Genomic DNA, 14,457 nt, shown 5'->3' with positions numbered 1-14,457 from the left:
AAAAAAGGGGTTAGCCATTTCGGCTAACCCCTTTTGTTTTATTCATAACCAATAAACGGCTTATAACAAACTAACTGTTCCCGAGTTAGAGTATTAAGCAGCGATTTCTTGTGTTGCCAGTTGAGGTGCTTTCTTCTCACCGATAGGCAGAACTGTGCGGCCGTATTCGTTGTTGATTACTTGTGCCATTGCAAAGTAGATAGCTGAAGCGCCACAGAAGATACCTTCAAAACCAGCGATAGTGCCGATCAGTTCGCTACCAGTGAAATCACGAGCTGCAAGTAGGAAGAACAAGATAGTTAGTGAACCGAATACTACTTGCTTCGCTACTGGGTAGCATAGAGAACCGATGAACATGAAGCCAGTGAAGATACCCCATAGAAGTAGGTACCAACCCATGAATGCAGCAGGGCTTGCTGGTAGGCCCATGTAAGGCATTACGATTAAACCAACCAAAGACAACCAGAATAGGCCGTAAGAAGTAAACGCAGTTGTACCGAACGTGTCACCACGTTTGAAACACATTGTGCCCACGATAACTTGGCTCAAACCACCGTAAAAAATACCCATAGCAAGAATCATTGAATCGATTGGAAAGAAACCTGCGTTGTGGATATTAAGAAGAATAGTGGTCATACCGAAACCCATTAAGCCTAGTGGCGCTGGGTTAGCTAGTTTGGTCGACATTGCGAATTTACCTTATTAAAGTGGTTGATTAAAAAAAATCGATAAAATTTGTAAGAAAATTTTAATCTATAAACCGCTCAACTAGGTAATCCAGTTATCGAAAACTAAGATTGTGTAAATGATCTTATGGAAAATTAGTTTCATAACAGCGCTAATTAATTCATAGAACCTATAAGTGAACGAATTCCCTGTCGCGCTATAAAAAAGATACGAGTAACGAGATGCGAGATTCGAAAAGAGTCTTTAGATTCGAGTAAGCGGGATACGAAGAGCGTGTTGAGATTGAAGTTAGTAATATGCATATGAAAAAGTTGCGGGTAACGAGATGCGGGATGCGGGATGCGAAAAGAGTCTTCAGATTTGAGTAAGCGAGAACCCTTAGCATCAAACTTAGACAATAGAGAGCTAGCTTTTCGTTACTCGATTACTCGCATCCCGTATCTGTCCATTAAATCTCGTCTCTACTTAGACATATTAAATTACGCTTGTTGTTGTTTAGACTCTGACACTTGAGATTGAACGTCTGAAGAAGCGTTTTTACTCGCATCGCGCTTGGCTAACAACGTAACGATAATCAATTGAGCGACAAGCGCACCTAACACAACCAACGAGCTACCAGTAAAGCCAGCCACGATAAAGCTCACTAAAGCGATAGAACCGTTCATCAATGCATAAGGCAGTTGTGTCTTAAAGTGCTCAAACTGGTCACACCCGGCACCTGTTGAAGAAAGAATCGTGGTTTCAGAGATCGGTGAGCAGTGATCACCAAACAAGCCACCCGATAACACGGCACCAATTGCGACGAGTAGCGGAGCATCTATTGCAATCGCGGTTGGAATAACCAATGGCATCATTATCGCGAAGGTTCCCCAAGAAGAGCCCGTAGCGAATGAGATGATAGCCGACAGCAAGAAAGCGACCGCAGGTACTAACCAGTATGGAAAGCCACTCTGTGCTTGTTCAGCAATATAAGCCGCTGCTCCTAACTCTTTACCGACAGTACTTAACGCCCAAGCCAGTACCAAGATTATTGCCACTGGCATCATGTTTCCCATGCCTTTTAGGTACACAGAAACGCCATCCGACAGTTTTCTCACGCCGTAGTAAGCCATCAGCGAGATCAAGGTAATCGCGGCAAAGAAATAAGCCGAAGATAATGCTGCTCTGAATGATGAGCCTGCGACCTTTTGGAATGGGAAGCCTTGTGGAACCAACATGGCGCACAACACCACCAACATCACTAACAATGGTGCCTAGACAAAAGAAGCCTTTGCATTTTTATGCGAGAACGCATTGAGTGATTCGTTATTCACGCCAGAGTTAATCCCCGCTTGGCAATCACGCTCGGCTTTTGCCATTGGTCCAAAGTCTAAACCTTTAACGGACACGAGCGGAACGATGAAAATCGCGAGAAATGCGTAGAACTGGAAAGGAATCGCACCGATGAAGGCATCCCAGTCAGACATGTTGACATTCAAAGCCGTAAACTCTTTTTGAATCAGACTCATGATGTAAACACCCCAGCCGATAAAAGGGATAAGGATTGCGACTGGTGATGACGTAGAATCGATGATGAATGCTAGCTTCTGTCTTGAAAGTTTTAGTTTATCGAAAAGAGGACGAAAAACAGGGCCAACAATTAGCGGAGTACCTAAGTCTGAGAAAAATATAACGATTCCACCCAGCCATGCTGACAATTGAGCTTGGCATTTATTGCTTACCCACTGAGTCACTCGCTTTGCAAACGCGACGCCGCCACCGGACTTTTCCATCAAAGCGACAAAACCACCGATGAACACCAACAGCATAATCACACCTGCGTTGTAGCTATCCGTAAGCTGTGGTACTAGGTAGCCTTTGACCATGGTTCCAAAGGTATCAAGAGGATTTAGTTCACTAAACATTCCGGTGAGCATAGCTACACCACTGAGTACGCCAGCAAAAAGGCCAATCACTACATTCCTTGTCGCCAACGACAACACCAAAGTAATCACAATGGGGATGAGTGACGTGATATCTGTCTGTTCCATAGGTAAACCTTAACCCTAAAATAAAGAATAAGTATAATTTAAAAGTGAATATAAATTCACACTCGGCATTTGTACAGGACTTTATTCTCTAAATGGAAAATTAGCATTCAGCTAAGAAGTTTTGCGTTAGATAATCGAGGAACGCAGAGCAGAAACGCAAAAGCCGAAAGCAATCACTTTCGGCTTTGATTCGTCAGTTGAGGTACTTAATTAGCTGAGTAATTATTGACAGCTGATTTCATCCCAGAACCAATTCGATTGAACTGGGCTTTCCCAGACACCAGGGCCGTTTTTAGCCACGAAGCACTTACCGTTATGCGTCACTTTATCGCCATTACTCACTTGGCTAACGCCAGCTTGCCATGTGATAAACACAGATGGGTCAACAACGACAGGTGGCTCGGTAACTGGCGGTTCAACTGGTGTTGGGTCTACCGGAGCAGGATCGACAGGCACAGGATCAACAGGAGTTGGATCAGTAACAACCGGCGGTGTTGGCTCTCCAGCAACCAATTTCCAAGGGCCACCATTGGCAGGGTCATCCCCTTGTGTCCACCATTTCGCTTCATAGGTTGCGCCGTTGTGAGTCACTTGGTCGCCCGCATTGTAAACCTTAGTCGCACTCCAACCATTACCACCGGGATCAGTACCTGGGTCTACCGGATCAAGCTTATCGACCACTTTCACTTCCGGCCAGCTTGCATGAGAGCCATAGAAATTGGTCACACACTTCTCGTAATCGCCCGCCACCAGCGCGGAATAAGCAGTTTGGAAACCAACCAACTCGCACTCAAATGAATACCCTTCTGGGCGATCTGCGTAGTATTTCCAGTTGCCATCCCAGTTGGTGTACAACACATCAGTCGCGCCGTTGAGGTTCAAGCTTCCGTAAGGTGTTTGCTGCCAACAGGTATTGGCTTCATCCGCTTCTACAGGAATTTCATAGTGAGCCGCTAACCCTTCCCAGTAACGAATACGGTTAACTGGTTGGCCCTTGTCTTTATTCTGTTCACCACACTCAATACCACCGTTGATCACGTTGATTGTGGTACCAAACCCATAACCAATACCAGCATCCAGTTCACGTTGAGATGGTGTCCATGTACGGTCAATGACATGCAACATGGCAGGCTTAGGTGCTTGTGGTGTTAAGAAAAACCAGATAGCTGACGCTAAGTTCAACCAAGAGTCCGCTACCAAGCCCGGATTGTTGAGAAGCACTGTCGCGTCACCATCAAACATCACCTCAGAGAAAGCACCGTAGTTAAAGTGGTAAGAAAGCTGTTTAGCACCACGACCGAAGTAGCCCTGCCCCGCGGCACATGGCCAGCGAGCATTTTGCCAATCGTTCTGACCACAACCAGTGGTGTAGCCTTCTTGACCTTCTGACCAGCCCATTTCACGAACATGTACCAGCGCTTGCTGCCACTCTTCTAGAGCTAATGGGTTATCTGAGGTGTTGTCTATCGCGATGTGACCGCCTGTCTCTTGAGAGAAGTGAGCAAAAGCGGTGATGATGGATTTCTTACAGATAGCATCAGAATCACGGCCATCAGTGTACTCTCCACAGAACGCAGGGAATTTACCAATCGCACGTAAGAAACGAGTGTAAGTGTATTCTGGCGCCGCCATCTGAGTAAGGAAATCCCATTCAGATTGAGGGAACACACGCTCAACCCGCTTTACGTTTTCAGGGTTAGATGGGGAACCGGGTTCAATCGCTTCAACGATGGTGTTCGAACGAGTTTGTAATGCTTGTGACCAGATCGCATACATAGGATCGGATGTTTTTGCTTGTTCAGCAGCTTGTAATGCCGACTTTTCAACAAGGTAACCATTCGGGTTTTGCGGATCAGGTTGAATGTTCAAAGACGCATGACTTTGCGCTGCCAAGGTGCAGCCCAGTACTGTCGCCAAATATTTGATTTTTAACATGATGGATTCTCTTATCTGTCCTTAATAAGTCCATCAAAGAGTATGCGGCGCGTGAGAAATGGCCTAGCTGTTGCTGTGTGAATTTATAAAAAGTGCGAGTGATATTTTTGATATATAGCTCAACACAACAAAGCGTCTCATAGTTTCTTGAGCTGATATCTAGTTTCCAACTCATTTGGTTTCTAGGCATTGTTCATTTGATTTCTAGGTATGGCTCATAAGCCTTTAATGCTATGAGTCAATATAATGAATCGAAAAGAAAAAAGCCCCGAACTGAGTTCGAGGCTTAAGATCTTAATCAACGCTGGTTAAATCTCTAAGAGATTATTCCCACTCGATAGTTGCCGGTGGCTTACCAGAAATATCGTAAACAACACGTGAAATGCCGTTAACTTCGTTGATAATACGGTTAGAAACCTTACCTAGGAAGTCGTATGGTAGGTGTGCCCAGTGAGCAGTCATGAAGTCGATAGTTTCTACAGCACGTAGAGATACAACCCAATCGTACTTACGGCCATCGCCCATTACGCCAACTGAACGTACTGGTAGGAATACCGTGAATGCTTGAGATACTTTGTGGTAAAGGTCAGCAGCGTGAAGCTCTTCAATGAAGATTGCATCAGCACGACGCAGTAAATCACAGTACTCTTTCTTCACTTCGCCAAGTACACGAACACCTAGACCTGGACCTGGGAATGGGTGGCGGTAAAGCATGTTGTATGGAAGACCAAGCTCTAGACCGATCTTACGTACTTCATCTTTGAATAGCTCACGTAGAGGCTCAACAAGGCCCATTTCCATATCATCAGGAAGACCACCAACGTTGTGGTGAGATTTGATTACGTGTGCTTTACCTGTCTTAGATGCAGCAGACTCGATTACGTCTGGGTAGATAGTACCTTGAGCAAGCCATTTAGCATTCTTCAGTTTCTTAGACTCTTCATCGAAGATATCTACGAATACGTGACCGATGATCTTACGCTTAGCTTCTGGTTCAGCTTCGCCTTCAAGAGCGTCAAGGAAGCGTTGCTCAGCATCTACTTTGATGATGTTTAGACCAAACTTGTTGCCGAACATCTCCATAACCTGCTCAGCTTCGTTCAAACGAAGAAGGCCGTTATCTACAAATACACATGTTAGTTTGTCGCCGATAGCGCGGTGAGCAAGCATTGCAACTACAGATGAATCAACACCACCAGAAAGACCAAGGATAACTTCGTCGTCACCTACTTGTTCTTTAATACGTGCAACTGCATCTTCAATGATTGAAGCTGAAGTCCACAGACCTTCACAACCACATGCGTTAAGAACGAAGTTCTCTAGCATTTTTAGGCCGTTCTTAGTGTGTGTTACTTCTGGGTGGAATTGTACGCCGTAGTACTTCTTCTCTTCGTTTGCCATTGCAGCGTATGGACAAGTGTCTGTTTCAGCGATCTTTGTGAAATCAGCTGGGATCTCAACCACTTTATCGCCGTGGCTCATCCAAACATCTTGAGTAGACTCAAGGTCTGCGAAAAGTGCAGATTCACCAGTCACTTGTACCGCTGCGTAGCCGAACTCGCGCTCAGTAGACGTTGCTACTTTACCGCCAAGTTGCTCAGCCATAGTTTGCATGCCGTAGCAGATACCGAATACAGGAACACCTGAATCAAATACGTACTGAGGTGCACGTGGAGAGTTCTCTTCCGTTACACTTTCAGGGCCACCAGATAGGATGATGCCGTCTGGATTGAATTCACGAATATCCGCTTCTTCTACGTCCCAGCTCCAAAGTTCACAGTAAACACCGATCTCACGAATACGACGAGCTACTAGCTGTGTGTATTGAGAACCGAAGTCTAGAATTAGAATACGTTGGTCATGAATATTTTTAGTCATTGTAAGCAGTCTTATTGGCTATGTGATAAAACGGAGGCGAGTTTACTCACCTCTGATTAACTCTTCAAGAAATAAAGCAAACGTTTTCGTTGGTTATCTGTAACCTCGTGTTTTGAGAAAATCAGAATTTCAGCAAAACAGGCGGTAGATATAATACCAATCACAGTAAGTAAGTGTTCAGTAGTAGCGCTGGAAAAAAGCTTGAGAACAAGGCTGTCTATTCAACAAAGAGTTCTGATAAGTAGTTATTCCACAATCAAAAATTCTAACGAAGTTATCGAGGTTTTTAACAAGCTAGGATGACCAGTTATTTACTACGGTTGGTATATTAATGTGCCGACTCAATCAGCACATTATTCAAACGTTTGGACGTATTATTAACCTAAACGGTAGTTAGGTGCTTCTTTCGTGATTTGAACATCGTGTACGTGAGATTCTTTCATGCCCGCACCAGAGATACGAACAAACTCAGCTTTAGTACGCATGTCTTCAATAGTTGCAGAACCCGTAAGGCCCATGCTTGAGCGTAGACCGCCCATCTGTTGGTGAACGATCTCTTTTAGACGACCTTTGTATGCGATACGACCTTCAATACCTTCTGGAACAAGCTTGTCTGCAGCGTTGTCAGATTGGAAGTAACGGTCAGAAGAACCTTGAGACATAGCGCCAAGAGAACCCATACCACGGTAAGACTTGTAAGAACGACCGTTGTAAAGGATAACTTCACCTGGAGCTTCTTCAGTACCAGCGAACATTGAACCAACCATCACACAAGATGCGCCAGCAACGATAGCTTTACAGATATCGCCAGAGAAGCGGATACCGCCATCTGCGATTACTGGAATACCGTATTCGTTAGCGACTTCAGCTGCATCTGCGATTGCTGTCACTTGAGGAACACCAACACCAGTAACGATACGAGTCGTACAGATTGAACCAGGGCCGATACCTACTTTAACCGCACTAACACCAGCTTCGATAAGAGCACGAGCGCCAGCGCCAGTTGCTACGTTACCACCGATGATTTGTAGATCAGGGTATGCAGCGCGAGTTTCGCGGATACGGTTAAGTACGCCTTCAGAGTGACCGTGTGAAGAGTCGATAAGTAGAACGTCTACGCCAGCTTCAACTAGAGCAGCAACGCGCTCTTCGTTACCAGCACCAGCACCAACAGCTGCACCTACACGTAGGCTGCCGCGCTCATCTTTACAAGCGTTTGGTTTACGTTCTGCTTTGTGGAAATCTTTTGCAGTGATCATTCCAGTTAGTTGGAAGTCATCATTTACAACAAGAACTTTTTCAACACGCGCTTCATGCATTTTCTCTTGAACTTCTTCACGAGTTGCACCTTCTTTAACAGAAGCAAGGCGAGCTTTAGGCGTCATTACTACATCAACTTTCTTAGAAAGGTCAGTAACAAAGCGAACGTCACGGCCAGTAATAATACCAACCAATTCGTTTGTTTCAGTAACAACAGGGAAACCGGCAAAGCCGTGTTTTTCAGTTAGGGCTACAACATCAGCGATTGTCGCGTCAGGGTTTACAGTTACTGGGTGAGAAACCACACCTGCTTCGTAAATTTTAACCTGGCGAACCATTTCAGCTTGCTGTTCAATAGACATGTTCTTATGAATGAAGCCTATTCCGCCTTCTTGTGCCAGTGCAATCGCTAGGCGAGCTTCTGTCACAGTATCCATCGATGCAGAGATCATTGGGATGTTTAGGGAAATATTCTTCGTCAGCTGAGTGCGAAGATCAGCTGTATTAGGGAGAACGGTGGAGTGTGCTGGCACTAGCAGTACGTCGTCGAATGTCAGCGCTTCTTTGGCAATTCTTAGCATTTGCAATATCTCACAATAATAGGAGTAAAAAGAAACAATCCAATCTCATCGTTTCGCCTAATGAGGGCAGCCAATTAAGGAAAATCAAACTGCATTTGGATTAGATATTGCGGACGGATTATACGGCCAACGAAATCGCTTGGCTACACATTTTTGTATTTTTAATTTGCATTTACCCCCTTGCTATGTATTATATTGCCGCTATCTTCCATACTCACGCCCTGTGAGATTCCAAGAAAGACCTTCCTTCAAGGAAAGATAGTGCTTCTATGACTAATCCAAACATCTTTACTGTTTCTCGCCTCAACTCAGAGGTTCGTCTCCTATTAGAAAACGAAATGGGAATAGTCTGGCTCGTTGGTGAAATATCAAACTTCTCTGCACCTGTATCTGGTCACTGGTACCTCACGCTTAAAGACTCTCGCGCTCAAGTTAAGTGCGCCATGTTTCGTGGCAATAACCGCCGAGTCACTTTTAAGCCTCAGAACGGTAATCAAGTGTTAGTCAAAGCTCGCCTGTCGCTTTATGAGCCACGCGGTGACTACCAACTGATCATCGAAAGCATGCAGCCAGAGGGTGACGGTAAACTTCAGCAAGAGTTTGAAAAGCTTAAGATGAACTTGGCGGCGGAAGGCTTATTTGCTCAGTCCAGTAAGCAAGCTCTTCCTGAACATCCAAAACGCGTTGGCGTCATCACCTCTAAAACCGGTGCAGCACTGTTTGATATTCTTGATGTCCTGAAAAGACGCGATCCTTCATTGCCTGTTGTGGTTTACCCGACCATGGTTCAAGGCGAAGAGGCGGCAATTCAGATTGCTCAGGCGATTGGGCGTGCCAATGAGCGCAATGAGTGTGATGTGTTGATCGTGGGTCGTGGCGGCGGTTCGTTAGAAGACCTATGGTGCTTCAATAACGAGATCGTAGCTCGCACAATCGCTGCAAGCCAAATCCCGATTATCAGTGCAGTTGGCCACGAAGTTGATGTCACTATCGCCGATTTCGTCGCAGATATGCGCGCTCCAACACCATCAGCAGCCGCTGAATTGGTTAGCCGTGATAACAGCCATAAAGAACAAGCTTTTGCGTCTAAACGTGCTCGCTTAGTCAGTGCGATTCGTCATGTGTTAATCAAACAAGCGCAATCAACTCAAACATTGAAGTACCGCTTAGAGAAGCAACATCCTAGCTACCAACTGCAAAAGCAGAGTCAGCAGCTTGATGACCTAGATATGCGTTTGCGTCGTGGTATGACTCAATACCTAAAGCAGCATGCACAGCGTGTTGAACGTAAACAGCACCAGCTTCAATTGAACTCGCCAATAAAGCGCCTTGGCGAACAGAAGCTACATCTACAACGTTCAGAGCAAAAGCTATTGGATGCGATGGATAAAACGTTACTAACGACTCGCCACCAGCTCGCTATGGCTGCAGAGAAGTTAGAAACCGTTAGTCCACTAGCTACCCTAAAGCGTGGCTACAGCATTACTCATTCAGCATCGAGCAAGACGGTATCATCGATTAACGATGTCGAAGTGGGCGAAGTGATCACCACCCAAGTTGAAGACGGTGTTATTGAGTCGCAAGTGACCACAAGAGTCGCTAAGAGCGAGCTTTAAGTTCGACTCGAACGTTTAAAATCAAAAAGCCCTATCGATAATCGACAGGGCTTTTTAGTCTCTAACGGTTTATAAAATCAATAATTCTAACCCTACTCAGTAGTAGAAGGCTCTTTCATGGTTAGCATCCCTTCCGTCACGATAAAGTTGATGATGAAGTCTAACCCTTGGCTCTCTTTGAGGTTGGTGAATACGTACGGCTTGGTTGGACGCATGCGTTGTGTGTCTTGTTCCATCACCTCCAGTGACGCGCCAACATACGGTGCTAAATCGATTTTATTGATAACCAGCAGATCAGAGCGTGTAATACCCGGGCCACCTTTACGTGGGATCTTCTCCCCTTCCGCTACATCAATCACGTAGATAGTCAGGTCGGCTAACTCAGGGCTGAACGTCGCACTGAGGTTGTCGCCACCACTCTCTACAAATACCACATCGAGGTTCTTATGTAGCTTAGCCAGCTCTTCGACTGCTGCGAGATTCATCGAGGCATCTTCACGAATCGCGGTATGTGGGCAGCCGCCTGTTTCCACACCGATAATACGATCCGGTTCTAGCGCTTCTGCTCGCGTGAGTATCTTGGCATCTTCTTGGGTGTAGATGTCGTTGGTTACCACCGCAATGTTGAGCTTGTCGCGAATCGCCTTACATAGCACCTCTAACAACGCTGTTTTACCAGACCCTACCGGGCCACCAATACCAATTCGAAGTGGTTGCTTATAACTTTCCATTGTCTACTTCCTTATATTCTTTTTACTACACCGTTCAAGCTGACCGCTATGAACGAAATAGTCGTGTGTATTGTGTTTCGTGCAGTGAACTTGCTAATGCCATTGATGGCGAAAAGCTACCTATCATCCAATCTTCAATCGTGCGTGCTTTCTCAATCACCTCGGGAAAGGTGTTAGTGATATTAATCAGTGCCAACTGCCCGTCGGTTTGGCCTAAAGGCACCAATTTGACTCCTGCGGTAACGATATTTTCAAGCCAGCTCCATAAGTAACCTTGCTTGAGGCTTTCTAAATCAATGCCCCAATGCTGAGCCGCCATACACATGCCCAACAGTTGGTTTGGGTGACTATCAACAGAGTCCACCAGCGAAATATCGATATCCAAGCGCTTCAACAAGGTATTCAATGCATGCCCACGCTGCTTTTCTTCTGCTCGCAATTCACTGGTTTCGCGGCTTGAGTACAAGTAGTTACACCAATGCTCAATTTCATCGAGTTCACCCTTTTCTAGGGCATGATAAAGGCGCTCTAAGATAGGTAATTCCAAGGTCGCGACACTGGAACTGACGATAGTATTAAGCCACTGTTCCATACTATCGCGATTGGTTACCCACCCCGCTTCAACCGCTAACTCTAAGCCTTGCGAGTATGTGAATCCACCAATCGGCAGTGACGGACTGATCAATTGAAACAGACGATAGATGGCAACATTTTCTGTTGTGTTCATAATCGCGCCCTCAGTCTTCTAGAATCGAAAAAGTTCGAGAGCTTACGCGCCTAACAGTAATAATGCGCTAGCTGAAGCCACACCAACCGACATCCATTTAGAGTAAACCGCGCGTCCAACCGATGTACCGATAACCATAAGAGCCAAAGCAGTGATGCTCATGCCTGCTGCAAACTGAGTTAGGTTGCTCGCAGCTTCAACGCCGTGTGCGTAACCATGGAAAAACAACATAGCAATAGAAGCGACTAATACGCTGTTTACACGCTTGGTTGATGGTGAGAATACGTGCCATAGGCAAAGGCTGACGACGAACAGAGAAGCGATAATGGCTGGTTCAACAATTACAGAGAAACCTAAGGCTTGGCCTGCGATAAGCCCAACCACCAACGAAGCCAATCCACCGCCAATCAAAGCGGCTTTTATCTTGGTTGAAAACGACAGTGCGCCAATTAACAGACCAAAAGCGATCAGCATAATCAGGTGATCCATACCTGTCACAGGGTGAGTTAAGCCAGACATAAATGAGTGAGACTCATGAACCGAATGCGAACCGTGCCCCGGGTGAGCGAAAGCCATCGTGGATGTTGTTAGAGAAGCCAGTGTGAAAGTACAAAAGCCAGCAGCTGTTTTAAAGTTCATCGCGAGTTCCTTGCGTTTATAATTATTGATATCGTGGTTGTATCTATAAATGGATGAGTCTCAAATGACTCGATTAATGATGGTGATGATGACCACCAGAGCGACCGCCATAAGCGCCGCCTTCTGGTTCAAACGGTTGTTTTTCGGTCGTCACTGTCGCGCCCAAACCTTCAACCATTTCATCCAAAACATGGTCGTGTTGATAACGAACCCAGCCCGCTTCCACTTGCAGCGGAACATGTCGGTTACCAAGGTGATAAGCAACACGAGTTAACAGATGCGAGTCTTCACAGTAAACGGTCGACACGGTTTCCGGCGCCGCTTTCACTTCGACAGTTAAGCCACACTCACTAGTCAATTGTTCTCCACCACGCAAAATATGACCGCGTGGTAGAAACAATCCAGCATTGCGCCCGTCATCAAGCATCACCTTAAGACGGCTTTTAATGCGACTATCGATCGGCAGACTTAAATAGCCGTCCGGTGCATTTTGTATTTGAGTATTTAGTTGAGTCAGTTCAATCATGCTATTACCTCAATCTCCTTGTGAGATTTATAACGTTCAAATTAGGAGCCCTCAGCCAAGAGCTAAAATACGAGCTTCAGCTAAAGGACTTAAAATAAAAGCCTTCAGCCGAGCTATTAAAATAAAAAATATCTTTGAGCCATTGGCAGTTCTTCAGCCGGCTCACACGTCAGCAGTTCACCATCAGCACGCACTTGATAAGTCTGAGAGTCGACCTCAATTTTTGGCATCCAATCATTGAGCTTCATGTCGGCTTTGCTGATGTTTCGGCAGTTACTCACAACACCAATCAAGCTCTGCAGACCCAATTGTTTGTCGATGTTCTGTGCCTTGGCTTCTTTAGAGACAAACAACATTGATGTGTTCTGACATGCCTTGCCGTAGCTACCAAACATCGAGCGATAGTGAACTGGCTGAGGTGTTGGGATTGAAGCATTTGGGTCACCCATCGGCGCCATGGCGATCATACCGCCTTTCAAAATCACGCTCGGCTTCACACCAAAGAAAGCTGGTTTCCACAGCACGAGATCCGCGAGCTTTCCTGCTTCGATAGAGCCGATCTCATGTGCCATGCCGTGCGTGATCGCAGGGTTAATGGTGTACTTAGCGACATAACGTCTTAGGCGGAAGTTATCGCTGTAGTCAGAATCTTCTTTTAGGTTGCCACGCTGCACTTTCATCTTGTGTGCGGTTTGCCAAGTACGTGTTACTACCTCACCTACGCGCCCCATCGCTTGCGAATCCGAAGCGATCATCGAAAAGGCTCCTAAGTCATGAAGAATATCTTCTGCGGCAATGGTTTCACGGCGAATGCGCGATTCAGCGAACGCGACATCTTCAGCAATTGACGGTGACAAGTGATGACACACCATCAACATGTCTAAGTGCTCATCGACCGTATTGACCGTATAAGGTCGCGTTGGGTTAGTCGAAGAAGGCAGAACATTTGGTTCACCTGCCGCGCGGATAATATCAGGAGCATGACCACCACCCGCACCTTCAGTGTGATAGGTATGAATCACGCGATCACCGATGGCACCAAGTGTCGATTCCACAAAACCAGATTCGTTCAGAGTATCGGTGTGAATCGCAACTTGTACGTCCATCTCGTCTGCAACACTCAAACAAGTATCAATTGAAGCGGGTGTTGTTCCCCAGTCTTCATGCAACTTCAAACCCACAGCACCCGCTGCCACTTGCTCACGCAGTGCTTCCGGTTGGCTAGCATTGCCTTTCCCGAGTAAACCAAAGTTCATTGGGAATTGATCGAGTGATTCCAACATACGATGCATGTTCCACGGTCCCGGTGTACATGTGGTCGCGTTAGTACCGGTGTTTGGCCCCGTGCCACCGCCTATCATGGTCGTAACACCCGACGCCAACGCTTCTTCAATCTGCTGTGGGCAGATAAAGTGGATGTGTGAGTCGATGCCACCTGCCGTGAGGATCGAACCTTCACCTGCTAAAATCTCTGTGCCCGGACCAATCACTATATCGACGCCCGGTTGAACATCGGGGTTACCCGCTTTACCCAACGCTTGAACTCGGCCGTCTTTGATAGCGACATCGGCTTTTACGATGCCCCAGTAGTCCAAAACAATCGCATTGGTGATCACCAAATCAGGAGTTTCGGCACTTGGACGTTGACTTTGCCCTTGTCCATCACGAATCACTTTACCGCCGCCGAACTTCACTTCGTCACCGTATACGGTGTAATCCTTTTCAACTTCTAGCCATAAATCGGTGTCAGCAAGACGCACTCGGTCTCCGACTGTTGGCCCAAACATTTCGGCATAAGCCTGTCTGGATATCGTCGCCATGTTCAATCCTTTGTTATTTTCATTGTT

10 protein-coding genes and 1 pseudogene are annotated in these 14,457 nt (G+C 46.1%); 1 reads left to right on the top strand and 10 read right to left on the bottom strand.

What is annotated here, in order from left to right; translation table 11 throughout:
- Nucleotides 1-93 precede the first annotated feature (93 nt).
- From CWO13_RS18855 to guaB, 5 genes and pseudogenes are all read right to left on the bottom strand, one after another.
- Nucleotides 94-687, bottom strand: a complete 594-nt coding sequence (locus tag CWO13_RS18855) for an acetate uptake transporter (RefSeq protein WP_017056721.1) — start codon at nucleotides 685-687, stop codon at nucleotides 94-96.
- A 479-nt stretch (nucleotides 688-1,166) separates the two neighbouring features.
- Nucleotides 1,167-2,717, bottom strand: a pseudogene (locus tag CWO13_RS18850) (Na+/H+ antiporter NhaC family protein).
- A gap of 222 nt (nucleotides 2,718-2,939) precedes the next feature.
- The gene (locus tag CWO13_RS18845; RefSeq protein WP_102431890.1) at nucleotides 2,940-4,652 is read right to left on the bottom strand and encodes a chitinase; all 1,713 of its coding nucleotides are present in this window, start codon (nucleotides 4,650-4,652) and stop codon (nucleotides 2,940-2,942) included.
- A 324-nt stretch (nucleotides 4,653-4,976) separates the two neighbouring features.
- Nucleotides 4,977-6,530: a glutamine-hydrolyzing GMP synthase gene (gene guaA / locus CWO13_RS18840; protein ID WP_019820323.1), complete on the bottom strand. Its 1,554-nt coding sequence runs from the start codon at nucleotides 6,528-6,530 to the stop codon at nucleotides 4,977-4,979.
- A gap of 377 nt (nucleotides 6,531-6,907) precedes the next feature.
- On the bottom strand, nucleotides 6,908-8,371 hold the full coding sequence (guaB, locus tag CWO13_RS18835) for an IMP dehydrogenase (protein ID WP_108083378.1): 1,464 nt from the start codon (nucleotides 8,369-8,371) through the stop codon (nucleotides 6,908-6,910).
- A gap of 269 nt (nucleotides 8,372-8,640) precedes the next feature.
- Here guaB and xseA point away from each other — a divergent pair, with 269 nt between their 5' ends.
- A complete protein-coding gene (gene xseA / locus CWO13_RS18830) occupies nucleotides 8,641-9,987 on the top strand; it encodes an exodeoxyribonuclease VII large subunit (protein ID WP_102431889.1) in 1,347 nt (448 codons plus the stop codon).
- A 92-nt stretch (nucleotides 9,988-10,079) separates the two neighbouring features.
- Here the strand turns inward: xseA and ureG are convergent, their stop codons facing one another.
- From ureG to ureC, 5 genes are all read right to left on the bottom strand, one after another.
- The gene (ureG, locus tag CWO13_RS18825) at nucleotides 10,080-10,718 is read right to left on the bottom strand and encodes an urease accessory protein UreG (protein WP_017062498.1); all 639 of its coding nucleotides are present in this window, start codon (nucleotides 10,716-10,718) and stop codon (nucleotides 10,080-10,082) included.
- Nucleotides 10,719-10,764: 46 nt separating this feature from the next.
- Complete coding sequence (locus tag CWO13_RS18820; RefSeq protein WP_108083377.1) at nucleotides 10,765-11,445, bottom strand: urease accessory protein UreF; 681 nt, start codon at nucleotides 11,443-11,445, stop codon at nucleotides 10,765-10,767.
- A 42-nt stretch (nucleotides 11,446-11,487) separates the two neighbouring features.
- Nucleotides 11,488-12,084: a HupE/UreJ family protein gene (locus CWO13_RS18815; RefSeq protein ID WP_048663724.1), complete on the bottom strand. Its 597-nt coding sequence runs from the start codon at nucleotides 12,082-12,084 to the stop codon at nucleotides 11,488-11,490.
- Nucleotides 12,085-12,157: 73 nt separating this feature from the next.
- Nucleotides 12,158-12,610, bottom strand: coding sequence for an urease accessory protein UreE (ureE, locus tag CWO13_RS18810; RefSeq protein ID WP_048669212.1), 453 nt, complete (start codon nucleotides 12,608-12,610; stop codon nucleotides 12,158-12,160).
- Nucleotides 12,611-12,726: 116 nt separating this feature from the next.
- On the bottom strand, nucleotides 12,727-14,430 hold the full coding sequence (gene ureC / locus CWO13_RS18805; protein ID WP_102431885.1) for an urease subunit alpha: 1,704 nt from the start codon (nucleotides 14,428-14,430) through the stop codon (nucleotides 12,727-12,729).
- Nucleotides 14,431-14,457: the final 27 nt, after the last annotated feature.

It is taken from the genome of Vibrio sp. ZF 223 (assembly GCF_003050585.1).
GTDB lineage: Bacteria > Pseudomonadota > Gammaproteobacteria > Enterobacterales > Vibrionaceae > Vibrio > Vibrio crassostreae.
This window is presented reverse-complemented; position numbering and strand designations above follow the sequence as displayed.

What these genes read in the sequence shown, in the direction of transcription:
- guaB (WP_108083378.1), bottom strand. Translation starts at nt 8,371, where the DNA reads ATGCTAAGAATTGCCAAAGAAGCGCTGACATTCGACGACGTACTGCTA.
- CWO13_RS18820 (WP_108083377.1), bottom strand. Translation starts at nt 11,445, where the DNA reads ATGAACACAACAGAAAATGTTGCCATCTATCGTCTGTTTCAATTGATC.
- guaA (WP_019820323.1), bottom strand. Translation starts at nt 6,530, where the DNA reads ATGACTAAAAATATTCATGACCAACGTATTCTAATTCTAGACTTCGGT.
- ureC (WP_102431885.1), bottom strand. Translation starts at nt 14,430, where the DNA reads ATGGCGACGATATCCAGACAGGCTTATGCCGAAATGTTTGGGCCAACA.
- ureG (WP_017062498.1), bottom strand. Translation starts at nt 10,718, where the DNA reads ATGGAAAGTTATAAGCAACCACTTCGAATTGGTATTGGTGGCCCGGTA.
- CWO13_RS18815 (WP_048663724.1), bottom strand. Translation starts at nt 12,084, where the DNA reads ATGAACTTTAAAACAGCTGCTGGCTTTTGTACTTTCACACTGGCTTCT.
- CWO13_RS18855 (WP_017056721.1), bottom strand. Translation starts at nt 687, where the DNA reads ATGTCGACCAAACTAGCTAACCCAGCGCCACTAGGCTTAATGGGTTTC.
- ureE (WP_048669212.1), bottom strand. Translation starts at nt 12,610, where the DNA reads ATGATTGAACTGACTCAACTAAATACTCAAATACAAAATGCACCGGAC.
- xseA (WP_102431889.1), top strand. Translation starts at nt 8,641, where the DNA reads ATGACTAATCCAAACATCTTTACTGTTTCTCGCCTCAACTCAGAGGTT.
- CWO13_RS18845 (WP_102431890.1), bottom strand. Translation starts at nt 4,652, where the DNA reads ATGTTAAAAATCAAATATTTGGCGACAGTACTGGGCTGCACCTTGGCA.